The 23939-nt window shown below is 59.7% G+C and carries 23 protein-coding genes; 17 read left to right on the top strand and 6 right to left on the bottom strand.

All coding sequences use genetic code 11. The features are described from left to right. Nucleotides 1-413 precede the first annotated feature (413 nt). Nucleotides 414-2072 carry a gamma-glutamyltransferase gene (gene ggt / locus QZ377_RS01895; RefSeq protein WP_291439010.1) on the bottom strand — a complete coding sequence of 553 codons (1659 nt, stop codon included), beginning with the start codon at nt 2070-2072 and terminating at the stop codon, nt 414-416. A gap of 293 nt (nt 2073-2365) precedes the next feature. Continuing rightward, complete coding sequence (gene tgt / locus QZ377_RS01890; protein ID WP_291439066.1) at nt 2366-3505, bottom strand: tRNA guanosine(34) transglycosylase Tgt; 1140 nt, start codon at nt 3503-3505, stop codon at nt 2366-2368. Nucleotides 3506-3710: 205 nt separating this feature from the next. On the opposite strand from tgt, the gene QZ377_RS01885 reads away from it, so the two are divergent. From QZ377_RS01885 to QZ377_RS01830, 12 genes are all read left to right on the top strand, one after another. Next, a complete protein-coding gene (locus tag QZ377_RS01885; protein ID WP_291439008.1) occupies nt 3711-4610 on the top strand; it encodes a hypothetical protein in 900 nt (299 codons plus the stop codon). A gap of 176 nt (nt 4611-4786) precedes the next feature. Next, nucleotides 4787-5095 (top strand): 30S ribosomal protein S6, encoded by a 309-nt coding sequence (rpsF, locus tag QZ377_RS01880; RefSeq protein ID WP_291439006.1) that lies wholly within the window; start codon nt 4787-4789, stop codon nt 5093-5095. Beyond that, nucleotides 5096-5359, top strand: a complete 264-nt coding sequence (gene rpsR, locus QZ377_RS01875; protein ID WP_012625643.1) for a 30S ribosomal protein S18 — start codon at nt 5096-5098, stop codon at nt 5357-5359. It abuts the gene before it with no gap. Nucleotides 5360-5369: 10 nt separating this feature from the next. Beyond that, nucleotides 5370-5876: a 50S ribosomal protein L9 gene (rplI, locus tag QZ377_RS01870; protein WP_012625642.1), complete on the top strand. Its 507-nt coding sequence runs from the start codon at nt 5370-5372 to the stop codon at nt 5874-5876. A gap of 173 nt (nt 5877-6049) precedes the next feature. Further along, entirely contained in the window at nt 6050-7411 is a 1362-nt protein-coding gene (gene dnaB, locus QZ377_RS01865; protein ID WP_365853842.1) for a replicative DNA helicase, read from the top strand. Nucleotides 7412-8494: 1083 nt separating this feature from the next. Beyond that, the gene (locus QZ377_RS01860) at nt 8495-8761 is read left to right on the top strand and encodes an RNA-binding protein (protein WP_022659825.1); all 267 of its coding nucleotides are present in this window, start codon (nt 8495-8497) and stop codon (nt 8759-8761) included. Between the two features lie 813 nt (nt 8762-9574). Then, nucleotides 9575-10129, top strand: coding sequence for a hypothetical protein (locus QZ377_RS01855; RefSeq protein WP_291439001.1), 555 nt, complete (start codon nt 9575-9577; stop codon nt 10127-10129). A 129-nt stretch (nt 10130-10258) separates the two neighbouring features. Beyond that, nucleotides 10259-10738 carry a siroheme decarboxylase subunit beta gene (locus QZ377_RS01850; protein WP_291438999.1) on the top strand — a complete coding sequence of 160 codons (480 nt, stop codon included), beginning with the start codon at nt 10259-10261 and terminating at the stop codon, nt 10736-10738. Between the two features lie 141 nt (nt 10739-10879). After that, complete coding sequence (hemL, locus tag QZ377_RS01845) at nt 10880-12151, top strand: glutamate-1-semialdehyde 2,1-aminomutase (protein ID WP_291438998.1); 1272 nt, start codon at nt 10880-10882, stop codon at nt 12149-12151. A 258-nt stretch (nt 12152-12409) separates the two neighbouring features. Further along, complete coding sequence (locus QZ377_RS01840) at nt 12410-13684, top strand: cobalamin biosynthesis protein (RefSeq protein ID WP_291438996.1); 1275 nt, start codon at nt 12410-12412, stop codon at nt 13682-13684. Beyond that, complete coding sequence (gene cobJ, locus QZ377_RS01835) at nt 13681-14442, top strand: precorrin-3B C(17)-methyltransferase (RefSeq protein WP_291438994.1); 762 nt, start codon at nt 13681-13683, stop codon at nt 14440-14442. Before QZ377_RS01840 ends, cobJ begins: the two co-directional genes overlap by 4 nt. Nucleotides 14443-14552: 110 nt before the next feature. Continuing rightward, entirely contained in the window at nt 14553-14939 is a 387-nt protein-coding gene (locus QZ377_RS01830) for a cytochrome c3 family protein (RefSeq protein ID WP_012625633.1), read from the top strand. A 230-nt stretch (nt 14940-15169) separates the two neighbouring features. Here the strand turns inward: QZ377_RS01830 and QZ377_RS01825 are convergent, their stop codons facing one another. From QZ377_RS01825 to QZ377_RS01810, 4 genes are all read right to left on the bottom strand, one after another. Continuing rightward, nucleotides 15170-16378, bottom strand: coding sequence for an FprA family A-type flavoprotein (locus tag QZ377_RS01825; RefSeq protein WP_291438992.1), 1209 nt, complete (start codon nt 16376-16378; stop codon nt 15170-15172). A gap of 99 nt (nt 16379-16477) precedes the next feature. Continuing rightward, nucleotides 16478-16615, bottom strand: a complete 138-nt coding sequence (locus QZ377_RS01820) for a rubredoxin (protein WP_012625631.1) — start codon at nt 16613-16615, stop codon at nt 16478-16480. 67 nt (nt 16616-16682) lie between these two features. Further along, nucleotides 16683-17063 (bottom strand): desulfoferrodoxin, encoded by a 381-nt coding sequence (locus tag QZ377_RS01815; RefSeq protein ID WP_291438989.1) that lies wholly within the window; start codon nt 17061-17063, stop codon nt 16683-16685. A gap of 400 nt (nt 17064-17463) precedes the next feature. Next, nucleotides 17464-18768, bottom strand: a complete 1305-nt coding sequence (locus QZ377_RS01810) for a phosphodiester glycosidase family protein (RefSeq protein ID WP_291438987.1) — start codon at nt 18766-18768, stop codon at nt 17464-17466. Nucleotides 18769-19082: 314 nt separating this feature from the next. On the opposite strand from QZ377_RS01810, the gene QZ377_RS01805 reads away from it, so the two are divergent. From QZ377_RS01805 to QZ377_RS01785, 5 genes are all read left to right on the top strand, one after another. After that, a complete protein-coding gene (locus QZ377_RS01805) occupies nt 19083-19982 on the top strand; it encodes a methylenetetrahydrofolate reductase (protein WP_291438985.1) in 900 nt (299 codons plus the stop codon). A gap of 155 nt (nt 19983-20137) precedes the next feature. Beyond that, nucleotides 20138-21517, top strand: coding sequence for an MFS transporter (locus QZ377_RS01800; protein WP_291438983.1), 1380 nt, complete (start codon nt 20138-20140; stop codon nt 21515-21517). A 255-nt stretch (nt 21518-21772) separates the two neighbouring features. Continuing rightward, nucleotides 21773-22222 (top strand): DVU0524 family FlgM-associated protein, encoded by a 450-nt coding sequence (locus tag QZ377_RS01795; RefSeq protein WP_291438980.1) that lies wholly within the window; start codon nt 21773-21775, stop codon nt 22220-22222. Between the two features lie 43 nt (nt 22223-22265). Next, the gene (flgM, locus tag QZ377_RS01790) at nt 22266-22589 is read left to right on the top strand and encodes a flagellar biosynthesis anti-sigma factor FlgM (RefSeq protein WP_291438978.1); all 324 of its coding nucleotides are present in this window, start codon (nt 22266-22268) and stop codon (nt 22587-22589) included. A gap of 413 nt (nt 22590-23002) precedes the next feature. Next, on the top strand, nt 23003-23939 hold a 937-nt coding region (locus QZ377_RS01785), incomplete at its 3' end, for a flagellar basal body P-ring protein FlgI (protein WP_291438976.1).

The raw sequence follows: 23939 nt of genomic DNA, 5'->3' as shown, positions 1-23939 counted from the left end.
TCCGCTACCAGGAATGGCAGCCGGAAAAGGATGATTTCGGGCCGGACATGTATGTTATCCGGCGTTACAAGAAGTCCGGCGGTGAATACCGCCAGCAGTCCAAATTCACCATTTCCAGCGCAGAGCAGGCCCGCAAGATTGTGGATGCCCTCGGGAGCTGGATCAGTTAAACGCTGCTTGCAAAATCAGATGTTACAAGACCGAAGGCCCCGGACATTTGCGTGTCCGGGGCCTTCGGTCTGATGTTTTTTTACGCAGCGCGGCCGATGGCTGCCGTGCGACTACCCGGCTCATGTCGCGCGGGCATGTGAGAGCCTGTTGAGAGCCGGTCAGGTTTCGTGCTGCTGTACACGGCTGCCTCCCAGGGCCGCGTTATTAGACCGCGCCCGGCACGCCTGCTGCCGCAAAGGCTGCTACAGCGCTGCCACCTGCCCGTCGCCGCGCGGGTCTGTGGCACCCTGCCAGACATCGTCCGGCCGCCGCAGGATGGCCCCGGCATGCCCCATCATTTCTGTAAAGTCCGCAATGCGCCGTACTTCATGTCCCCGCTGTTCCAGGTCCCGCGCCACATCTTCCGCAATGCGCCCTTCAAGCTTCAGGTCATTGGATTCTGCCCCCCAGCTCCGGCCCAGCAGCCAGCGCGGCGCGTTTACGGCGTCCTGCGGCTCCATGCCGAAGTCCACCATGCGGGTGGTCATGGCCGCAATGGTCTGGGGCTGGCCGTCGCCGCCCATACTGCCGTAAACAAGATGAGGCCTGCCGTCTTTGAGAAGCATGGCCGGCGTCAGGGTGTGCAGGGTACGCTTGCCCGGCCGAAGGCTGTTGACATGCCCCGGCTCAAGGGCAAAGGCGCAGCCCCGGTTTTGCAGCACAAAACCAGCGTCGTGCGCCACAATGCCCGAGCCGAACTCGTGGTAAATGCTCTGGATGAGCGACACCGCATTGCCGGCCGCGTCCACCACGCCAAGCCAGATGGTGTCGCCGCCGGGGGGCAGCGGAGGCAGGGGGCCGGCGCTTTTGTCCATCCGGATGCGCGCCGCCTGTTGCCGCGCATGCTCCGGAGAAAGCAGCCTGGCAGTGGGGATGTCGGCAAAGTCCGGGTCTGTGAGGTAGTGCTGGCGGTCAATGAAGGCTTCGCGCGTGGCCTCGGCCATGACATGATAGTAATCGGCCGTGCCTTCGCCCAGGGAGGTGATATCCATCTGGTTGAGGATGTTGAGAATTTCAAGTGTTGCCAGTCCCTGGCAATTGGGGGGCGGCGTGCAGGCCGTGTAGCCCCGGTAGGCCACACGCAACGGCTCGGCCCAGTCGGCCGTGTGTCTGTTCAGGTCTTCCTGCGAAAGCAGGCCACCGTGGCGCTGCATGGCAGCCACGATGGCCCGGGCTGTCGCGCCGCTGTAAAATTCTTCAGGCCCTTCGGCAGCCAGGCGGCTGAGGGTGCGGGCGAGGTGCGGCTGCCGCAGAATGGAGGCAAATGCCGGGGCATGCCCCTCGGATGTAAAGAAAAGCTCGCGGAATTCGGGGCAGTCGTTCAGGCTGTAGTTGGCCTTGCCGCTGCTTACAAGCGCCAGGCTGCCCGCCAGAGAATGCGATACGGCAAAGCCGTTTTCGGCATATTCGCGGGCGGATTCCAGCAGGTCGCCCCAGGTCAGGGGCGAGGCCATATGTTTCTTGCTGTGATCAAAGGCGGCTGCCCAGCCCGACACCGCGCCGGGAACAGTAATGGCTGCCAGCGCCCCGCGCGTGGGTACGGTCTTGTGGCCGCGCCCGGCGTACAGGTCGGTGGTGGCCGCCCGTGCGGCACGGCCGCTGCCGTTGAGGGCGCGCAGTTGTTGCGAGGCCGCATCGTATATGAGCCAGAAATTGTCGCCGCCAATGCCGCACATGTGGGGGTAGACCACAGAAAGCACGGCGGCTGCGGCAATGGCCGCATCCACGGCGGTGCCGCCCGCGCGCAGAATGTCGCGCCCCGCCTGGGAGGCCAGGTAGTGGGGGCTTGTGACCATGCCCCGCAGACTCAGCGGGTTGCTGGCAGTGGAAAGGGTAAGGGAATACCTGTGGCTGGCTTGCATGCGAACCTCGTACTGGCTTGTCCCGCCCGTTTTCGGCGCGCTGGCGCGGCTGGCGGATGTTCGCGGGCAGTATGCCACAGGAAGGGGCAGGGGGCAAAGGAGGCAATGGCCCGGCCTCAGGCGGTTCCGTCTTGATCCGTGCGGGGGTCCGGACTTTCCGTTTTCCGCTTTTCGCGGTGGCGGGTTGGTCCCCCCACTGACAGGAAAAGCCCGTTCCAGGGCAGGCGAAGCGTTTGCAACACTTGCCTGAACCGGAACGGGCTTGAGTTCATCGGGATAGCGCTTTTTTCGGGCTACGCTCCGGCAGCGGCTCTTGCCGCCTCATCGGGATAGAGCGCCTCAATGCCCGCAAGAAAGGCTGCGTAACGGCCTTCAATGATGGCCTGGCGCGCATTGCGGGCCAGGTCGAGAAAATACGTGAGGTTGTGCAGGGAGTTGAGACGAAAAGAGAGCAACTCCTGACTGGCGTACAAATGGCGCAGGTAGGCGCGCGAAAAGTTGCGGCAGGTATAGCAGCGGCAGTGGGGGTCCAGGGGGCCGTCGTCTTCGGCAAACTGCTTGCGCCTGATGTTTATTTTGCCCTGCGAGGTATAGAGCGTGCCGTTGCGCGCGTTGCGGGTGGGCAGCACGCAGTCGAACATGTCCACCCCGGCGTTGATGCCGTTGGCGATATCGAGCGGCGTACCCACGCCCATAAGGTAGCGGGGCTTGTTGCCGGGCAGTTGGGGGGCGGTGTGGTAGAGCAGGTCATACATCTGGACTTTGGGTTCGCCCACCGAAAGGCCGCCGATGGCAAAGCCGTCAAAATCAAGGCCGCAAAGTTCTTCCACCGAGCGCGTGCGCAGGTCTTTATGAAAACCGCCCTGGGTGATGGCAAAAAGCAGGTTATGCGCCGTGCCTGCCGGGTAGGCTGCGCGGGCGCGCAATGCCCACCGCGTGGTGAGGGCCAGAGATTTTTCAGTATACGCATAGTCCGCGCCATACGGCACGCACTCGTCAAGCACCATCATGATGTCGGAATTGAGATTGCGCTGTATCTGCAATACCTTTTCAGGCGTGAACAGGTGACGGGAACCGTCAAGGTGTGAGCGAAATTCCACCCCTTCTTCACGGATTTTGCGCAGCGAGCTGAGGCTGAATACCTGAAAACCACCGCTGTCCGTAAGGATGGAGCCGGGCCAGGAGGCGAATTTGTGCAGGCCGCCGCGCCGGGCCACCAGTTCGTCGCCGGGGCGTAGATACAGGTGGTAGGTGTTGCCAAGTATCACGGGCGCGCCAATGGCGGCCAGATCGTCAGGCGCAATGGCCTTGACCGAGCCTACCGTGCCTACGGGCATGAAGATGGGCGTGGGTATCGTGCCGTGTGCCGTGCGCAGGGTTCCCGCGCGGGCGGCCCCGTCGGTATGTTCTATGGTAAAGATGGTGTCGGACATGCCGCGCACAGTATATGCAAGCGGGGCGGGATGCAAGCAGTCCTGCATGCGCCCGGCCTGCAATGCATGGCGCGCGCCGGACATGCCGGATGGATGTTTGACAAAGATCGTATGCCGGAATAAAGAAATCTATTATACGTAGAGCTATCTGTTCTGTCTTGCGCTTCCGAACATGAAAAGGGGGCAGCCCCGCAAGAGGCAGGAAATGCTTTTCTTCAACCGCTTCAGGCATGCTTTGGGTCACATGGCCGTCAAGAAGCCCTCTGTCGGGACTGTGCTTGACGCGGCCTTTGCGCACCAGGTTTGTGTAGAAGTTATCTTTATCAATCGCAACCGCCAGATGGATAACGTGTACTGCCGCATACGAAAAGTGCGGCGGGCCAGCGTGCTGCTTGTGTGCAGCGTCAACTTTCTGCCCGATGCGCTCAACGGCGAGCAGTGTCTTATCCATTTCAACCTGCCGCGCGCGCTGCTTGTGCATACCTTCAAGATGTCTACCGTTGAGGCCCGTCAGGGGTTTTTGTGCAAAACCCACATCATCCATAATCATGTGGACCCCGAAAGCCGCCAGTGCGAAATAGAGATCAGCAGGCCCGAGGCCTATGTGCAGCGTGAGTTGCGCAAGCACGAGCGGATATTTCCGTCGCCGGGCATGGTCCGCTCCGTTGACTTGTGGCTGCGGGGCAGGCTGCCCGCCCACTGGCGCGACCTGGGAGCCCCTGATTTTGTTTTTCGCGAAGACAGCCCCGGACAACTTCGGCTGGTGAATATTTCCGCAGGCGGGGCGCGTCTTGAAATGGGCGATGTGGACGAAGCAGACCGCTACCACAGGCTTACCGGCACACAAATGCTGCTTTGCGTCGTGCTCAACAGGCCGGGGCGCAAACGTTGTGTGGCCCCGGTGGTCTGTCAGTGTGTGGAGGGGCTTTACAGCGCCACCATGCGGCGGCTTGCCCTGCGGCTGCGCTTTATGCAGGTGTGGCTGACGGACAGTGACGGGCAGGGCGCGTGGGCCAGGGTGGGCGATGAAGGCGTACAGCCCATCAGTGACTGGATCGCCGATGACTACAGCCTGCTGGCAGAAAAACCGGCGCATCTGCCCTGATGCCGCGGCGGACGCCGGAATGCCGGCAAAAAACTGCGGCATGCCCCCGGAACATGTCCTACAGCGGCGTTGTGTGAACGCATTGCTCCTTGACAGGGCGCATGGCGGGCAGTATACAACACGTTCCTTGCCCGTACCTGTGTGTGGCGGGCTGTCAATCCACAAGGAGAAACACAATGCGGAAATTTGAAACCCTGCTGCTCCTTTCGCCGGAGCTTTCCGCCGAGAACCGCGAGGGCGTCGTTAGCACGTTCACCGGTATTATCGAGCGTGAAAAGGGCGTTATGGAAGAAGTGGACAACTGGGGTATGCGCGACCTCGCTTACCCGGTGCGCAAGCTGATGCGCGGCTACTACGTGCGTCTGGTGTACCAGGGTCCGGCTCCTCTGGTGGCCGAACTGGAACGCAACATTCGCATGACCGACGGCGTCTTCAAGTTTGTGACCGTCAAGCTGGCCGACGAAGTGGTCGGGGAGGTTGCTTAAATGGCCTTTAAGAAGAAATTTGCCCCGCGCCGCAAGTTCTGCCGCTTCTGCGCAGACAAAGACCTGCCCCTGAACTACAAGCGCCCCGATATCCTGCGTGATTTCATCACCGAGCGCGGCAAGATCATTGCCCGCCGTATCACCGGTACCTGCGCGCATCACCAGCGCCTGCTGACCCGCGAAATCAAGCGCGCCCGTCAGATGGCCCTGCTCATTTACACCGCGACGCACGATTCCGGCGTCCAGAAAAAGAGCAGCATCTAAGGAGGCGCACATGAAACTGATACTTCGCGCCGACGTGGAAAATCTCGGCAGCCTTGGTGATGTGGTTGATGTCAAACCCGGTTATGGCCGCAACTTTCTGTTGCCCCAGGGTTTGGCCATGGTGGCCTCGCAGGCCAACCTGAAAGTTTTTGAACAGGAACGCAAAAAGCTGCAGGCCCATATGGATGCCCTGCGCGCTGAAGCCCAGGACATGCAGGCCCGTCTTGAAGCCCTTGACGTGGTCATCACCATGCACGTGGGCGACAACGACAAGCTGTACGGCTCCGTCACCACCACCATCATCGGCGACGCCATCGCCGCCCTTGGTGTGGATGTTGACCGCCGCCGCATTCTTATGGACGCCCCCATCCGCACCCTGGGCGAACACCCCGTGCGTGTGCGCCTGCACCCCAGCGTTATTGCGCTGGTGCCGGTGAAGGTTGTGTCCGACCACCAGTCCTTTGAAGAAGAGCCTGCTCCTGAAGCTCCCGCTGAAGAAGCTGAGGCCGCTGAATAGGGGATGTAGTGGTTTCCCACAGTGATCATGGCTCCGCCCCCGGCCCCGAGGCCGGGGGCGCGCCTTTTGGGCAGAACGGCACTTCCGGTCGCGGTGGCCGTGGCGGCCAGTCGGGCCAGGGTTCGTTCAAGGCCCGGCAGGGCAGTGCTACGGACAGGGCCGAGGCCGATCTTTTGCGCCGCGTGCCGCCCCACAGTGTGGAGGCGGAGCAGGCTGTGCTCGGCGGCGTGCTCATGCGCCCCCAGCTTATGCACGCCATTGTGGACCAGCTGGCTGCCGAAGATTTTTATGTGCCGACCCATGCCACCATTTACGGCGCTTTTCTTGAGCTGTACCGCAAATCCGCGCCCATAGACCTGCTCTCCACGGCAGAAATGCTGAAAAGCCGTAGCGCTCTGGAAGAAGCGGGCGGGGCCGTATACCTTGGCGATCTTGCCCAGGCCGTGGTCTCCGGCGCCAACGCCGAATATTATGCTACCATCGTGCGCGACAAAGCCCTGCAGCGCGGCCTTATCGAAGCATGCTCCGGTATCATCACCAACTGCTATGATGCTTCCCTTGAAGTGGGAACCCTGCTGGACGAATCCGAGCAGGCGGTTTTTGCCATTTCGCAGCGCACTTCCGGACGCGACTTCACCCCCACCCGCGAACTGCTGGACAGGGTTTTTGACAATCTTTCCCGCCTGGCCGACGCCAAGGACGTAATCACCGGCGTCACCACGGGCTATACCCGTCTGGACAAGCTTACTGCCGGGCTTCAGCCCTCGGACCTGATCATTGTGGCAGCCCGCCCCAGTATGGGTAAAACGGCTTTCTCGATGTGTATGGCCTTGCACGCCGCCGTGCGCCAGAACGTTCCCGTGGCCGTCTTTTCGCTTGAAATGAGCAAGGAACAGCTCATGCAGCGTATGCTGGCCGTGTGGGGCAAGGTGGATCTTTCCAAGCTGCGCCGTCCGTCGCTGCTCACCGACGATGACTGGCAGCGCCTGTATGCCGCGGCCGACGTTGTGGCCCGCGCGCCCATCTTTATTGACGATACCCCGGCCCTCACCACGCTGGAGCTGCGCGCCCGCGCCCGGCGGCTCAAGGCGGACAAGGGGCTTGGCATGGTGGTTGTTGACTACCTGCAACTCATGCGTACCAGCCGCCGCACAGACTCGCGCGAACTGGAAATTTCAGATATTTCCCGCTCCCTTAAAGGGCTTGCCAAGGAAATGCATGTGCCTGTAGTGGCGCTTTCGCAGTTGAACAGAAAGGTGGAAGAACGCAGCGACAAACGCCCCATGCTCTCTGACCTGCGCGAATCCGGCGCCATTGAGCAGGATGCGGACGTTATCATGTTTGTCTATCGCGATGACGTGTATAAATTCGTCAAGCCCGCCGAACGCCCCCCTCAGGGCGTGGCCGAAATCATCATCGGCAAGCAGCGCAACGGGCCTGTGGGAGTGGCGGAGCTTATGTACATGTCGCCCTACACGTCTTTTGAAGACATGGCCCCGGACTGGTCGCCGCCGCCTTCTGAAAGCGGTTCATAGTCGTTCATGCAGCAGCGTGCCTTTCGGCACGCTGCTGTTTTTTGTCTCCCTTCCCATGTCGCAGGTCGCGCAATTTCAGTCTTTCTGTTACTGACGCCATAAATACCTTTCGAAAATCAGGGCAATTACGGTCTGACGCGGCATCGCTGCCGCGCACGGCGGCCATCTTGCTGGTTGTTGTGTCGCATGCCGCGCGGTCGGTTATCATAAAAGCCTCATGCACATCAGCGCGGTTGCCATGTCGTACGCCTGCGCCGCTGGTCGCATACCGGGGAAAGCACACGGTCAGGCTGGTATACTTTCAACGTGCCGCTCCGGCGCTTGCATACGCAAATCGAGCAAGGCGTGGGCTGCGTTGGCTGGCGCTGGCAGAAGCTCCGTTGGACATGCCGCTAACGCGAGCAGGTGCTTGCGCCGTTGTCGGCAGGGCAAAATAACAGCATGGAAAGCTGCGCGTCGGAAACAGCCCTGATGTTCCATTTTTTTAGCCACATGTGCAGGGTACCCAGGTAACTCTTCTGTAAATTCTCTTCGTTTTTTTTGATATCAGATAAGAATCCCCACTTTTTTCTCACATCCAATGTTCTATATAAAAACAAGAAACGCAGTGTTTTTTTGCGTTGCCGGACCTGGCGATGGCGTTATTTTTGTTTTTATCCAGCATTGATTGCGCATAATTTCACACGTAAGGCCTTTATTTTTATATCTGTTGTATGGGCGTATAATATGTTTGTGCGGTCAAACAGTCCGCATCTTTACTGCACAAAGGCTTGCCTATCACATGTAAATGCTCTGATTTTGATGCAGCGTCTCTTTGCTGTGCAGATAGATAGTTGATGATGCTCTGGCGCTGTTGGCGTATAACATTTTGAAGGTATTGAACATCTTTTGATTAAAACATCCAGTTATTTCATTGCGTCACATGTTTTTATCACGCAAAAAGCGCGCAATGCCAACTTTTTTTAGTACTTTCGTTGACAAGCTTGTCAAAGCGTGTTTCTGTGACTTGCATGGGCCGCGTACCGGTAATACGTTTTATCGGGTGTAAGCGCGGGAAGATTGTTTTTTTTGTGAGGGTGTTTCATGTCCAAGTCCATCTATGTCGGGAACCTTCCCTGGTCTGCTACTGAAGAACAGGTTCAGGATCTTTTTGCCGAATACGGCAGCGTTCTGTCTGTGAAACTTGTCAGCGACAGGGATACCGGCCGTGCCCGCGGCTTCGGCTTTGTGGAAATGGAAGACGGCGAAGCCGACTCCGCCATTGAAGCTCTTGACAACTTCAGCTTTGGCGGTCGCACGCTTCGCGTCAACGAAGCCAAACCCAGGGCTCCTCGTCAGCCCCGCTACTAGGGTTCAGCAGCAACATAACGCCCCTCGCTTTTTGGGGCGTTTTTTGTTCGTTGCGTTTCTAACCCCGCACAGGCACTGCGCCTTGTGGCGTAAAAACGGCGGTGCGGCACAGTTTATTTGACTGTGGCGGGCAGGCAACTCCCTGAACGGTGTGCCCCTTCACGGGTTTAGCCAGCCCGCTCCACATGAGCGCAGGCAGCCAGAACTACCTGCGCTTGCCCTTTGGGCCGGTTTTGCCTCGAAACGCTGGCGGCTCACAAGCGCGGTCTGGTCAGAAGACACAGCGCTGCTTCAGAGAGCCGAAGTCCTTCGCATAAAGGCAGGGCCATCATGCCTTGCGCAAGCAGCTACTGAGCAGCGCACTGCAAGTTTTGAGTGTTTGCCTTTGCAAGGCTGCTGTATTGGCGTTGTTCGCGCGTCTGTGTGGCCGGGCCGTTTGTCTGGCTGGTGTGCCGTTGCCTTGCCACGTGCCAGGGTGGCTTCAGCGTAGCGCGGATTGCTCTTTTTCCGTCCCTTCCCCGTTCTCCATTTTCTTTCTTGCCTTTGTCTGTTCTTCATCTGCCTGCGTTGCAGTGCTCTGTTGCCGTTTGTTGCGGAGCACTCTGCCCGTGGCCCGTGCTGTGGCTCGTATGCCGCTGCCAGGCCTTGCCCGGAAAAATATTTTGCGGCGCAGGCGGCTCATGCCAACCATTTCTTTATCCGGCCAGCCTTGCCGAGCGCTGTAATTTTTGCAATGATGACCATGACGCTTCTGCCGGATACACAGACCACTATCCACAATTTGCCCGGCGCAACAATCCTTGAGGAGGCAGCATGCTCAACCCCAACCAATGTGTGCTTTACAGCGGCGGCGCCGCCGGTACAGAACAGTTCTTCGGCGCTCTGGCTGAAAGCTGGGGCATGGAGGAAGTGAATTACAGTTTTGAGGGGCATCAGATGGAGCGCACCCGTGGCGTGCGTGTTCTTACGTCTGAAGAACTGGCCCTTAAAGATGTGAGCCTTACCTATGTGTCGCGCCTCATGAACCGTGAATACACGCGCGCGCCCCTGTTTCGCAAGGTGCTGCAGTCCATCTGCTGGCAGGTCAGCAGTGGCGACCAGATCATAGTGGTCGGAGCCATCCAGCCCGACGGCACGGTCACGGGCGGCACAGGCTGGGGGGCGGAATTCGCCAAAATCTGCAACAAACCCCTGCTGGTTTTTGATCAGGCCAAAAATGCCTGGTTTGACTGGCGTAAAGATAAATGGGTGCAGGTGGAAAATCCCGCCATTGAGCAGCCCCATTTTGCCGCGACGGGTACGCGCTTTCTTGAAGATAACGGCCGCGTAGCCATTCAGAATCTGTTTGCCCGTTCGTTTACGCGCTGATAGTGCGGTTTTTTCTCCCGGCCCGGGGCGCTCCCCGGGCCGGGCTTTCGGCCTGCGCCATGCCTTGGGGCATGGCCGCTTGCCGCGTGCTGTTGCTCGCGGCATCTTCTTTGTCTATTCGGAGAATCCATGAGCCATCAATTCAGCCCAGAGGAACAAGCCGTTCTGCGCATTGTGCAGGCCAACCTGCCCGACAGTCTGACCCCCTACGCCGATCTGGCGGAGCAGGCGGGCATGACAGAAGCGCAAGTGCTCGAACTGCTTGGCCGCCTCAAGGCGTCCGGGGCCATCCGCCGTTTCGGGGCGAGCATCAAGCACCAGAAAACGGGATGGACCCACAACGCCATGGTCGCGTGGAAGGTCACGCCCGACCTGGTGGACGACTGCGGCCGCAAGGCGGCAGAGCACAACCATATTTCGCACGTCTATTATCGCCCAAGCTCCGCTCCTGACTGGCCCTATGAGATGTATACAATGATTCATGGCCGCAGTGAGGCCGAATGCCTGAGCGTTGTTGAAGACGTCAAGCGCACGACTTCCCTGAAAGAACACGCCATCCTGCGCAGCCTCAAGGAACTGAAAAAAACTTCCATGACGTATTTTACCTAGCATTTTGTTGCTGAAAATATTCATGAAAAATAAAATGCCGTCACGGTTCACAGCGCGGCGGCATTCACGGTCTGGCACGGGCGGACAAGATTGGCCGCCATGCAACAGCCCCCAAGCACAAAATGTTATAAAGGAGCCAGAATGGATACTGTTTCGCGCCAGCTTTTTGAAAAAGCCCAGGCTGTCATACCCGGCGGTGTCAACAGCCCCGTGCGTGCGTGCCACAATGTGGACAGCCAGCCGCTGTTTATTGCCGAGGCACACGGTTGCCGCCTTACTGATGTGGACGGGCGGCAATACATTGACTTTGTGCTCTCCTGGGGGCCAATGATTCTTGGGCATGACGAACCTTCCGTCACCCGTGCCGTGTGCGATGCCGCCCATCGCGGCACCAGTTACGGCGCGCCATGCCCTGATGAGGTGCTGCTGGCCGAAGCCGTGGTGGCCGCCATGCCCAGCCTTGAGATGGTGCGGATGGTCAACTCGGGAACCGAAGCCACCATGAGTGCCTTGCGCCTGGCCCGCGCCGCCACCCGGCGTGACAAGGTGCTCAAGTTTGTAGGCTGCTACCACGGGCATGCCGATCCTTTTCTGGCTGCCGCCGGTTCGGGGCTTGCCACGTTTTCCATCCCCGGCACGCCCGGCGTGCCTGCCGCCGTGGTAGCGGACACCCTGCTTGCCCCGTATAACGACCTGGAAGCCGTCAAGGAATGTTTTGCCCGTCACGGTGAAAGCATTGCCGCCATTATTGTGGAGCCTGTGGCGGCCAATATGGGCCTTGTGCTGCCCAGGCCCGGCTTTCTTGAGGGCCTGCGCGCCATATGCGACCAGTATGAAAGCCTGCTTATCTTTGATGAGGTCATCACGGGCTTTCGTGCGGCGTTTGGCGGGGCGCAGGCGCGCTTCAAGGTTGACCCCGACCTTACCACCTTCGGCAAGATCATCGGCGGCGGCCTGCCTGTGGGAGCCTTTGGCGGCAAACGCCGCTATATGGAGCTGATCGCTCCTCGTGGCGGCGTGTATCAGGCGGGGACCCTTTCGGGCAATCCGTTGGCCATGGCTGCCGGTCTTGCCACGCTGGGCATTCTCAGAAAGGCAGATTATGACGGCCTTGAAAACCGTACCCGCGCTTTTGCCCACAGCCTGCGCGACATCATTGCCGCCAAGGGCGTACCGTTGCAGATGCCCACGCTGGCTTCCATGTTCTGCCCCTATTTCAGCGAACATGAAGTGACGGACTTTGCCGATGCGCAAAAGTGCGACCAAAAGCTCTTTACAAATTTTTACAAGCAGATGCGCGCTCAGGGTATCTACCTTGCCCCCTCGGGTTATGAGACCGGCATGGTTTCTTTTGCTCATACGGATGAAGACTTCAACCGCGCCCTGGATGCGGCCCGCAAGGTGATGTTCTAGGGTCTGCTTTTACATGGCCGCTTTGCACAGAGCCGCTGTATACGGATAGGAAAAATGGGGTTTTGGCAACAGGAGGGTGCGTAGATGCACTGGCCTGAAGGCAAAACCCCATTTTGTCACAGACATTCGCGCACAAAACGCTGTCAGAGGACCTTTAAAATTTTCTGTGGCTGTGCTTTCGTATGATCCTGCGTTCCTGTATTTCAATTCCGCCTTCTTTTTCAGGCCACGCGCGGCGAAAGGCCGCCGGAGGTTTGCTTGCACCCTGTTTCTGAAAAAACTTCGCTGGCTTGTTACGCCCTGAGCCTTTCGGCGCTGCCCCTTGCACGGCGGCTCAAGACTTTGCTGGCGAATCAGCCCTGGACAGCGCCGGGGGGCGACCGCCTGGAACATTGCCGTATCTTTACGCCGCAGCGCTTTTGCCCTCCCGATGCACAGCCTTTTACACGGCTTGGCGACTTTCTTTCCACCGCCTACCGGCAGCACGGGGCGCATATCTTTATCGGGGCTGCGGGTATTGCCGTGCGCGCCCTGGCCCCCCTGCTGGTTCACAAAAGCCAGGATCCTCCGGTTCTTGTGCTGGATGCCGCCGGCAACTACGTCATCAGTCTGATTTCCGGCCACTGGGGTGGCGGCAATCATCTGGCCCGCCATGTGGCGCTTCTGTTGCGGGCCACTCCCGTCATCACTACAGCGTCAGATGTTTCTGCAGAAGAGGACAGACTTTCCGCAGCAGAGCACCGGCATGCAGGTGCAGACGGGTCAGGGAGGGCTTTGACTGTGGAGCGCGCTCCGGCCCTGGATCTGTTTTTGCGTGAGGCCGGTCTGCGCATTGTGGACTGGGGGCAGTTGCCGCGCGCTCAGGCGGCCCTGATGGAAGGTGAAAGCCTGCGGGTTTGGGATCCCTGTGGGGCTGTACCCGCGCATCCCGCGCTGGAGGTCTTGCCTTGCCGTGATGAAGGTGTCGTTCCGCCCCTGTCGCTGCTGGCCGGAAAGCGTGAAGCACATGCGCCGCCACTTCTGGCCGCGCACTGGCGGCGGCTTCCCCCTTGCGAGGGCCTTATGCGCGTGGCCGTGCCGCGCCTGTATGTGGGGCTTGGCTGCCGCAAAGACCTGCCGCTGGGCGCTGCTCTTGAAGCTTTTGAAGAGCTTTTTGCAACGCACGATCTTGAGATGCAGGCCGTGGCCGCCCTTGGCACGGTGACGGAAAAGCTGCGGGAACCCGCCCTGCTGGAGATTGCCTTTCGCCTTGGCGTGCCGCTCAGGGGCTTTGATGCGGCCCGTTTGGCCCGCTGCCCGGTGCCGAATCCTTCAGCGGCGGCAGGGCGGCGTTTCGGTCTGCCCCCTTTCAGCGTGTGCGAAGCTGCGGCCCTGCTGGCGGCACGCAAGGATTCGGGATGCAGCGAGGCCCGCCTGCTGTTACCCAAAACCATTTTTCAGTCCCAGTTGACCGTCGCTGTGGCCCTGGCCCTCGAGCAGGAGTCGGACAAGACGACAAGCGGTCAAAACAACAAGGAAGAAGAACAGATATGACGCAAGCCGCCAGTCTCCATGTGGTCGGTCTTGGCCCCGGCGACGCCCAGTGCCTTACGCCGCAGGCCCGCGCAGTGCTGGCCCAGGCCCGTTGTGTGGCGGGTTATCACCTGTACATGGATATGGTTCCTCCCGAACTGCTGGAGGGCAAAGAACTGATCAGCACCGGTATGCGCCACGAAACAGAGCGCTGCGCCGCCGCTGTAGATGCGGCCCTGGCCGGTCGGCCCACGGCTCTTGTCTGCTCGGGGGATCCCGGCATCTACGCCATGGCTGGCCTTGCCCTTGAAATACTTGAATTGCGCGGTCTGGCGGATACGGTTCCCTTTGGCGTGGTTCCTGGTGTTCCTGCGGTATGCGCGGCAGCGGCCCTGCTGGGCGCGCCCCTGACGCATGATTTTGCCTGCGTGAGCCTGAGTGACCTGCTGACGCCGTGGGAAACCATTGTCAAAAGGCTTACCGCAGCCCTGGAGGCGGACTTTGTGTGCGTTATCTACAATCCGCGTTCCAAGGGTCGGCCCGGCCATCTGGACCATGCGCTGGAGCTGGCCCGCCGCTTTCGCACGGGGGACTGCCCTGTGGGGCTGGTGCGGCAGGCGTACAGACCGGGACAGAGTGTGAGCGTACACAGACTGGATGCCTTTGATGCCGCACAGGTGGATATGCTCTCTCTGCTTATTATCGGCAACAATGAAAGCCGATCTGTTGGGTCGTATATGCTTACACCCAGGGGATATGCACGTAAAAGACGTTTATGACAGTGTAAATGACTTGAAAATGTGTTTCGGACTCCCCATTGACACGTTGCCATGCTGGCCGTAAGCTTGCAAAAATTCTCATGTGTTGTTTTTTACCTTGGAGGATCGCTGTGAAAAAAACTCTTGCTCTTACCTGTATGCTGGCCCTGCTTCTTGCCGTGAGCGCCTGGGCCGCTCCTGCCGTGCCTGACAAGCCTGTTGAGGTCAAAGGCTCGCAAAAGACAGTCATGTTTCCCCACGCTCCCCACGAAAAAGTGGAATGCGTGACCTGCCACCACCTGGTGGACGGCAAGGAAAGCTATGCCAAATGCGGCAGCTCCGGTTGCCATGACGACCTGACCGCCAAAAAGGGTGAAAAGAGCCTGTACTACGTTGTTCACGCCAAGGGCGAGCTCAAGCATACGAGCTGCCTTGCCTGCCACAGCAAGGTTGTGGCTGAAAAGCCCGAACTCAAGAAGGACCTTACCGGCTGCGCCAAGTCCAAGTGCCACCCGTAGGCTGCCTGTCATCTGCTGACAGGGTGCAGAGCATTGCATCTTCAGCCTGTTGCAGGGGCTTGCGGTTTTGAGCGCACGGACTCTTGACGTGTTCAGGCGTTCACGGGGCGCGAACAGCTTGGGCGGGCCTGCCCGCCGTGGATGACTGGCCTGAATGAAGCTGTTTTGCAACATAAAAGCGGCGGAAGTAGATACTTCCGCCGCTTTTTTGTTGCAGGAAAAGCTTTGGGCTATCCTTCCTGGCACTTCTTTTTCAATGTTTCGGCCACAGTCTTGCCCATGTCGTGGCAGGCCTTGAGCACGTCGCGGTCGGGTCGCCAGTTGCACTTGACCGGTTCCACAGGCATGACCATGTGCATGCCTGCCAGGTGCTCGTGCAACTGCCTGGGCGCTTCGCCTGACCAGCCAAACGAACCAAAGGCCGCGCCTACGCGATTCAGGGGGCGCAGGCCCTTCATGTAGGTAAGCTGAGCGGCAACCAGGGGCAGCACCGTATTGTTGTGGGTGGGCGAACCGGCCAGCACCGCGCCGCAGTCGGCCAGTTCGGTCATGATAGCGCTGTGGTGATTGCTTTTGACCGACATGATGCGCGTGGGCACGCCGTTTTCTTCCAGCCCGCTGCATGCGGCATACGCCATGGATTCAGTGGACTGCCACATGGTGTCGTAAAAAATGAGGGCTCGCTGCTGCGGCTTCTGTTCGGCCATGGTGCGGTACAGGTCGATAATGCTGCGCACGGCCTTTTCGCCACGGTGGATGAGGCCGTGGTCGGGGGCGATCATGTCGATATCCAGTTGCTCCACGACGGGCAGGGTCTTGAGCACCATGGGGGAGTAGGGCAGCACGATATTGTAGTAGTATTCCTTGACGCGGCGCAGATATTCGCCGTCATCATCAAAATCGTCTACAAAGCGCGCGGAACTGGCGATATTCTGACCGAAGATGTCGTTACTGATGAGCAGCTTGTCTTCAGGAATGTACGAGACCATGCTGTCGGGCCAGTGCAGCATGCGCGTTTCCTGAAAAATTATGGTGCGCTTGCCTATATTGATGCTGTCGCCGCTCTTGACCGCCTGTACGGGCCAGTCTTTGCAGGAAAAATAGCCGGCCATGGACTTGAGGCCAGCCTGCGACACGAAAATTTTTTCGGGCTTGCAGCGTTCCACGATGGCTTCAAGAGCGCCGGCGTGGTCAAGCTCCATATGGTTGCAGACGATATAGTCGATCTTTTCAGGCTCCAGAACCTTGGCCATGCGGCACAAAAGCGTGCCTTCGCAGCCTGAGGATACCGTGTCCATAAGGACATTTTTTTCGTCTTTGATGAGGTAGGCGTTATACGTGGAACCGTCCGGGGAGCGGGAGTAGCCGTGGAAGTCCCGATGGTCGTAGTCTACATAGCCTATCCAGTAGATGTCTTTTTTGATTTCAACAGGTTGCATGTATATATTCTCCGAAGTGTTTGGTCTTCCCCTTTACGAAAAGCCCCGCTTTGCCGTAAGTAGCGGCAAAGCGGGGAAAAATGCTGGAAAAGACCGAAGTTAGGCCGGGCTGAACTGGTCTTTGCTCACCCCGCATACGGGGCAGCACCAGTCGTCGGGCAGCTGGTCAAAAGGCACATTATCGTGCTCGGCGGGGTCATATTCGTAGCCACAGACATTGCAAACGTACTTCTGCATTGGGGAATCCTCCTTGGGAGATGGCGCGGGCTTCCGCACCTTTTCTGTAATGCGCCTTGCGGCGGATCTAGTTTTCAGCCTTCCAGTGCCCGTGCAGATTGCAGTATTCGCGGGCGGTCACCTTGGCGGCGTCAATGGCAAAGAAAGCCTCGGGCGCATCGCCGGGCTTGAGGAACTTGGTGTAGCTTCTGCCGTCGGCCAGCAGTTCAATCCATTCAATCCAGTGCTTTTCTTCCATGGGATGAGGCACACTGCCCACCTTGATCAGGTAGCCGCCGTCAACTTTTTCGATAACGGGTACATGCTTTTCCATCGCGCCGTCGGTAGCGCCTTCGACCATGTGCTTCATGGGTTCGCCACAGCACACGAGTTCGGCACCGCCGCCGTGCAGCACTTCAACAATATTACCGCAATGAGTACACTTATAAACTTCCAGATGCTTGGGCATGGTTTCCTCACTTGCTTTTGGCCGGCATGGGCCTTGATTTAGGTTGCCGCCGGGGCAGCCCGGGCGGTAGGCACGCAGTTGCGCGGATGCCCCTGTAGCCCCGGATACCGATAATTATTGTGTAAGAAGTCCTGACCAAAGTAAAGTCTTTTTTATGAGAATCAATAATTATTATCAATAATACGGATGCGGGGCGAGCCGCAAAGCTTTCCCGGTCAGACCGGTTTCACTATGCCATTTTATTTCGGTTATGACTAGGGCATTACAGCTTTGCGAATATATACCTGCAAAGTTTTTGTGGAGCTTACGCTGGCGTGTAACGGTACCAAAAAAAAGTGGTTACGCCTTCGCAGTGGTTGCCTGCCGGACAGGCGGCAGGGCGATGGTGAAAGTAAAAACTTTAATTGTTTTCCGTTTGTGGCGGAGCCTTTTGCCCGGCAGGTTCTTCGGGCGAAGGAAGGGCCGCAGGCGGCTTTGGCCTCTCCTCTGTAAGGTCAGAGCTGTCGAAGCCGTCGGAGCGGGCGGGCGGAGTCAGGGCGGCAGGCGTGGCTGCGGAAGTATCTGTAGAAGTATCTGTGGGGATATCTGCGGGCGGCGTGGCGGCCTCGTTTTTTGTAGCAGCCTTGCGCACGGCTCCCAGCACGTTGGGCAGTTGGGCGCGCAGGTCGCCGGTGACCAGCAGCCCGGCGGCGCTCAGCCCCGCAAGTTCGTGTTTCCAGTCGGCCGAGCGCACCAGCAGCCCGGCCTGACCGCCGCCTTCCACATACATGACGGTGCGCACGTTAAGGGGCAGGTGCAGCAGTTGCTGGGCAAAGGCGTAGGCCTCCACTGGCTGACGGCAGTGCAGAAAGAGAATGCGGCCGTCGCCGTCTTGCGCCACAGCGGAAATGGAGTAGTGCGGGCCGCCGGGCGACCACAGGATGCGCCTGTCGGCGCTGGTCATGCGGTAATTCTGTATGACAAGGTGGTACTGGCTGATGCGCTGTTCCCATTGCGGGTCGTCGCGGTCCACAATGGCGGCTCCCGGCAGTTCCGGGTTGTCCGGCCCGGCCACGAAAAACGCGCCGAAGCGCTGCACGATGCGCTTGTTATTGTAGTGTCCGTTCTGACGCATGTAGCCCGTGCTTGTGATGCCGTCCGGCAGGTACATGCTGGCGTTGATGGCCGCGGTGAGGCCATACTGCTCGGCCCACTGGTTCAGCGAGCGCAGGGCGCCGCCATCCTGCGAGCGGGCGCAGAGGATGAAGTCAAAGTGGGCCGGATCAATGCGCAGGGCTGTCAGCAGGGCTTCGCTGTCTGTCAGTTGAAATTCTCCGAAGTCAAGGCCGGGTTCCAGTTGCCGCCACGCGGGCTTGCCCAGTTCATCAACCCCGGCGGCGGAAGGAGCCTGTGCTGCCACACCGGGAGCGGGAGGCGGGGGATTGGTGGTATGTTCGTCGGAAGGGGCTGCTGTTTCGACGGGGGAAGCAGCGGCGGCGTCCACTGTGGCGGCGGGGCGGGCGTCGGGCCGGGCCGGCGAACGGGTGTCCGCTGCCTCGGCGGCCTGCCAAAAGGCTGCCAGACAGCAGACAAACAGGCAGTTCGCCAGAAAAACGCGTGCGGCGCGGGGCCATGTACGGGCGCAGCCCGTTCCGGTGGAACATGTGCCGCCTGGGGTGGCGGGCGCAGGCTGTCCGGCAATATAAAGGTCAGTTCTGTGCGTCATGGCTATGCATCATGGCTGTGGGCCGTGGCTGTGCATCTGCTGGTATGGCATCGCCGCTGTCGGGGCGGTTGCGGAGCCGGCATGCTGCCTACGGTCTGCTGTATAGTGCAATATTCCGGAGTAGTAGTGGTTTTTCCGGTTTGCGGCCGGGAAGGCGCTGCGGCGCAGGCGCTCTTGCCCCTGCATTACGACCAAGTGTGGCATTTGGCAAGGGCGTGAGGCTTTTTTTCTTGACATATCAGCTTATCTTGATATAAACATAAAATGGATCCGGACCCGTATGGGTCGTACCTGCTGCCATAAGGAGTTGCCGCATGCATATCGGAGACAGCATCCGCGCCGCCCAGAGACCTTTCTTCTCGCTGGAGTTTTTTCCTCCGGCGGATGAGGCCAATCTGCCCGCTTTTTTTGAAACTGTTGAGCGGCTGCGCCCCCTGGCGCCCCTGTTCGCTTCCGTAACGTATGGTGCGGGGGGCGGCAAGCAGCGCAACACGCTGGCCGTGACGACCGAGCTTGCGCGGCGCGGCCTGAACACCATGGCCCACCTTACCTGTGTGGGGGCCGACCCCGAGACCATCTCCACCTATCTTTCCGAGTTGAGGGCCGCCGGTGTGGACAACGTGCTGGCTCTTCGCGGCGATCCGCCCGCCGGAGAAGACTGGGACTGGAGTAACTGCCGCTTCCGGCATGCGTCTGATCTGGTGACGTTTGCCCGTCGCCAGCAGCCCTATATGGGTATTGGCGTGGCGGCCTATCCCGCGCCGCATCCCGAGTCCACCTCCATTTCGCAGGACCGCCGCCATACCGCTGACAAAATGCGCAGCGGCGCGGACTTTGCCGTGACGCAGCTTTTTTTCGATGCCCGTGAATATGCCGACCTGCTGGAACATCTGCGCGGTCAGGGCATTCACACGCCCGTGATTCCCGGCATTTTGCCCATACAGAGCTTTGCCTCGCTGAGGCGGGTGCTTGCGCTGTGCGGGGCCAATATTCCCGGCAAGCTCTACCTTGACCTTGAAAAGGCCGATGAAAAGGGCGGGGTAGAGGCCGTGCGCGAGGTGGGGCTGGAATTTGCCGTGCGTCAGATACGTTTTTTGCTGGATAACGGCGCTCCGGGTATTCACCTGTACACCCTGAACAAGGCCGATATGTGCCTGCGGCTTGCGCAGGAGTCCGGCCTGCTCGGGGCAGACGTGACGCTGCCCGCAGCCTGACATGGCCCTGCCCGTGGCCTGCTGCGGCCCTGCCCGCGCGGACAGAAGCGCCCCCCCTTGCGCTTTTTGCTTCAGGCGTGTGCAGGTGCGGGCGGGCTTCGGGCCAAACCCCCGGCCGTATTGACCTTGTCCGTGCCCGGCGCTAGTGTGCCGCTATGTCTTCATCTATCGAAAAAGGCCATGGCTGGCTGCTGATTGCGGTTTGTACCTCCCTGTTCTGCATGCCCTTCATGATGGCGGGCGTGAACGCTGTTTTGCCGCCCATTGGCGAAAGCCTCAATGCCAGCGTGCGTGAACTGGGGCTTATGGGCGCTTTTTACGCCATGGGGCTGGCGGTGTTTCAGCTTGCCAGCGGCAGCCTTGGCGATATCTGGGGCTACCGGCGCATTTTTATTCTGGGTACGATTATTTTCGGGATCAGCGGGGCTTTGCTGGGCTTTGTCACTTCAGTGGAGTTCTTTCTGGGCCTGCGCCTTGTGCAGGGAATGGGCGGGGCCATGTTCAACGCCTGTGGGCTGGCGCTGCTGGCCTCGGCCGCGCCGGCAGAAAAACGCCCCATCTACCTTGGTTACAGCGGCGCAGCCGTGTACGCCGGTATTGCCTGCGGCCCCCCCGTGGCGGGTTTTGTGGCGGGTTGGCTTGGCTGGCGCTGGCTTTTCTGGGGCAACGCCCTGACCTCTGTGGGCGTTCTGCTGCTCATGAAGTATTTCGTCAAGCTGGACTGGCGTACCGCCAAGGGGCGGCCCTTTGACTGGACAGGCTGTTTTATCTACGGGCTGGCCATGACGGCGCTTACTTTCGGTTCGTCGGAGCTGGCGGGGTATCCTGTCATGGCGGGCTGTCTGCTAGGCGCTTTTGTGGTGCTTATGGTCATTTTCTGCATCAAGGAACTGCGCAGCGAGTTTCCCATCCTTGATGTCCGCATGCTGGCCCGCAACAGGGTTTTTGCCCTGTCCTCACTGGCAGCCTTCATCAACTACAGCTCATTTTTCGGCATACTTTTTTTCTTCAGCCTTTATTTACAGTTTGGCCTGGGCATGACAGTGCAGCAGGCCGGAATGTTTCTTGCCCTTCAGTCCGTGGTGCAGGCCCTGACTACGCCGGTGGCCGCCCGCCTGTGCCTCAGGTTCAATCCCGGCCATGTGAGCGCCGTGGGGGTGGGGCTGTGCGGCCTGGGGCTGCTGGTTTCGGCCTTTCTTGAGGTGGATTCGCCCATCGGCGTACTGCTGGCGGCCCAGGGGCTGCTTGGCGTGGGCATAAGCCTTTTTGCCCTGCCCAATACCACCATTATTCTTGAAAGCGCCGGGCCGGAACATGTGGGACAGGCCTCGGGCCTTACCGGAGCGGTGCGCACGGCCGGGCAGCTTGTGAATATGGCGGTCATTACCCTGACGCTCGGATTTTTTCTCGGCGACAGGCCTGCGGGGCCGGATACGGTGGACGCCTTCATGAAGAGCATGCATCTGGACCTGATTGTCTTCGGCGTGCTCAACCTGCTGGCCGTGGGCTGCGTGCTGGCCCGTAACCGCAACTGACGCGTTGCACCTGGATCTGAATATTCTGTAGTCATGATTTTTCGGCGGGTAGTGCGGCCCGGGGCAGCGTCGTCGCATGTCGGCTGCTTTTTCCGTAAATCCGGTGCAGTGCCGGGGCCTTGTGCCGGGAGCCTGCGCGTGCCGCTGCGCTCTTTTGCCGCCCGGAGCAGGAAAGGATGCTCCGGGATGTTCGGAACAGAAAAGTCTAAAGTTTTTTCAGGCCCGTCCGAACAGACAGCAAGGACGGATACATGCATGCCCGACGCCAATTCTGCAAAACTGCGCATGATGCTTCAGGGGTACGAGCAGCAACTGCTGGCTGCCCGGCGTCTTGCGCGTTTTCGCGTACGCAGGCGCCTTTCTCTGGGTGAAGACCCGCATGATCCGGACCCCGCTGCCCACAGGCGGGCCTGTGTGGAAAAAGTCGCCCGTGAACTGTACGAAACGCTTATATTCACCGGCAGCGACAACCCGGTGGTGGAAAATATCCGCAAGGAACTGGGCAAGGAAGTGGGGCAAGAGGTGTTTTTCACCTATCCGCCCGGCCAGAGGCTGCATATTGTGGGCGAGGGGCCGGATGGTATGGAACCCCTGTCAGAAGACGTGCAGCGCAACACCCGGCATGCCTTGTGGCGCATCATTCGTGAGCAGGTAGACAAGAGCATGCTTGAAGAGCCGCCGCGCGAAACGGACCAGCGCGGCTGATTGCACGGAGCGGCCCGAACGTGCCGCCAGTGGAGTAAAGTGTATGGAAATAAAGAATACGCCAAACAGTTTTTTTGACCCTTATGCGGCTGGTCTGGAAAAGAACGCCGCAGCCAGAAACGATGTGCGCGCAAGACCGCGCGCCGGAACCGCCGGTGAAGAGGCGGGGCAGGGAGACACGGTCAGTGTTTCGCAGGATGCCCTGCTCATGACCGAAGCCCGCCGCGCGGCCCAGAGCGCCCCGGACGTGCGCGCCGAAAAGGTCGAAGCCCTGCGCATTCAGGTGGCTAACGGCACCTACAAGCCCGACAGCCGCCTTATTGCGTCCAGTCTTGTTCGTGAGGAGCCGGGGCTGTTCCGCATTTAAGGCAGCGTTGTCGCGATATTGCCCGGACGTCTGCAATATCTTTTGCCCAGCCCCCCGCTCCGGTTTTCAGAAGCGCCAACAGGCGATGGCACGTCTGCCCCGCAGGGCCTCCGGCCCAGGGCTGAAGACGTGCCGTTATTTTTGCAGGCTGCGCTGGCTGCAAGGGCAAGACCGGGCCAGCGTCCCTGATCTGACTGCCCTGAAAACGCTCTATACCAACGGGCTTTCTGCCCGGAATATGTGTGGGCCGCTCCTGACGGGGCGGCCCTTTCCCTTTTGTCATACGGTGTTGTGCGGCGTTGCCGCATTTTCTGTCCTGTCTTTTCGCAAGCCCTCGCGGTGCAGCGGTTTCCGATTTCGGCATGCTTTCTGCAATAACGGCAGTGCCGGTATTCCGGCAAGGAGACAGCGCCATGAAATTGACGATCTTGCGCCATCCCGTTTTATGGATATTTACGGCGGCCCTGCTGCTGAGTATGGCCTTGCCCGCGCAGGCCGTGCGCATCAAAGATATAGCTTCCTTTTCGGGGGTGCGTGACAACCAGCTCATCGGCTACGGCCTTGTGGTGGGGTTGGCAGGCACGGGAGACAAGAAGGATGCGGTCTTTACCCTGAGTTCCATGAAAAACATGATGGACCGGATGGGTATCGGTGTGGACTCCTCGGCGCTCAAGACCAAAAACGTAGCCTCGGTGATGGTGACGGCCCGTATGCCCGTATCCGCCAAGCCGGGTACGCGCCTTGACGTTACCGTGTCTTCTGTGGGCGACGCCACATCGCTTTTGGGCGGTGTGCTGCTGCAAACAGCTCTTAAAGGCGTGGACGGCAAGATATATACCCTTGCCCAGGGCTCACTGACCGTGGGCGGTTTTTCCAGCCAGGGCAGGGCGGCCAGCGTCAGCAAGAATATTTCCACTGTGGGCATTATCCCCGGCGGGGGCATCGTGGAGCGGGGCATTCCGTTTGAGTTCAACCAGCAGGACAAGCTTACCCTGCACCTGCGCACGGCCGACTTCAGCACAGCCCAGCAGATCGCCGAGCGCGTCAACGGCGCCATGGGCGGCCCCTTTGCCCGCGCCATAGACGACATGTCCATCACTATGGACATTCCGGCGCAGTACCGCAACAACATGGTGCCTCTCATGGCCTCCATTGAAAATCTGGACGTAAGCCCCGACACCGCCGCCAAGGTGGTGGTGGACGAAAAAACAGGCACAGTGGTGCTCGGGCGCGATGTGCGCATTACCCGCACCGCCGTGGCCCACGGCAATTTGCAGATCACCGTGCAGGAAGGCGAACAGGTATCGCAACCCGGCCCCTTCTCGCAGGGGCAGACCGTGGTGACCCCCA

The organism is Desulfovibrio sp. (assembly GCF_019424165.1).
Taxonomy (GTDB): Bacteria; Desulfobacterota; Desulfovibrionia; order Desulfovibrionales; family Desulfovibrionaceae; genus Desulfovibrio.
Note: the sequence above shows the minus strand (reverse complement) of the source record. Positions and strands in the feature narration are given on the sequence as shown.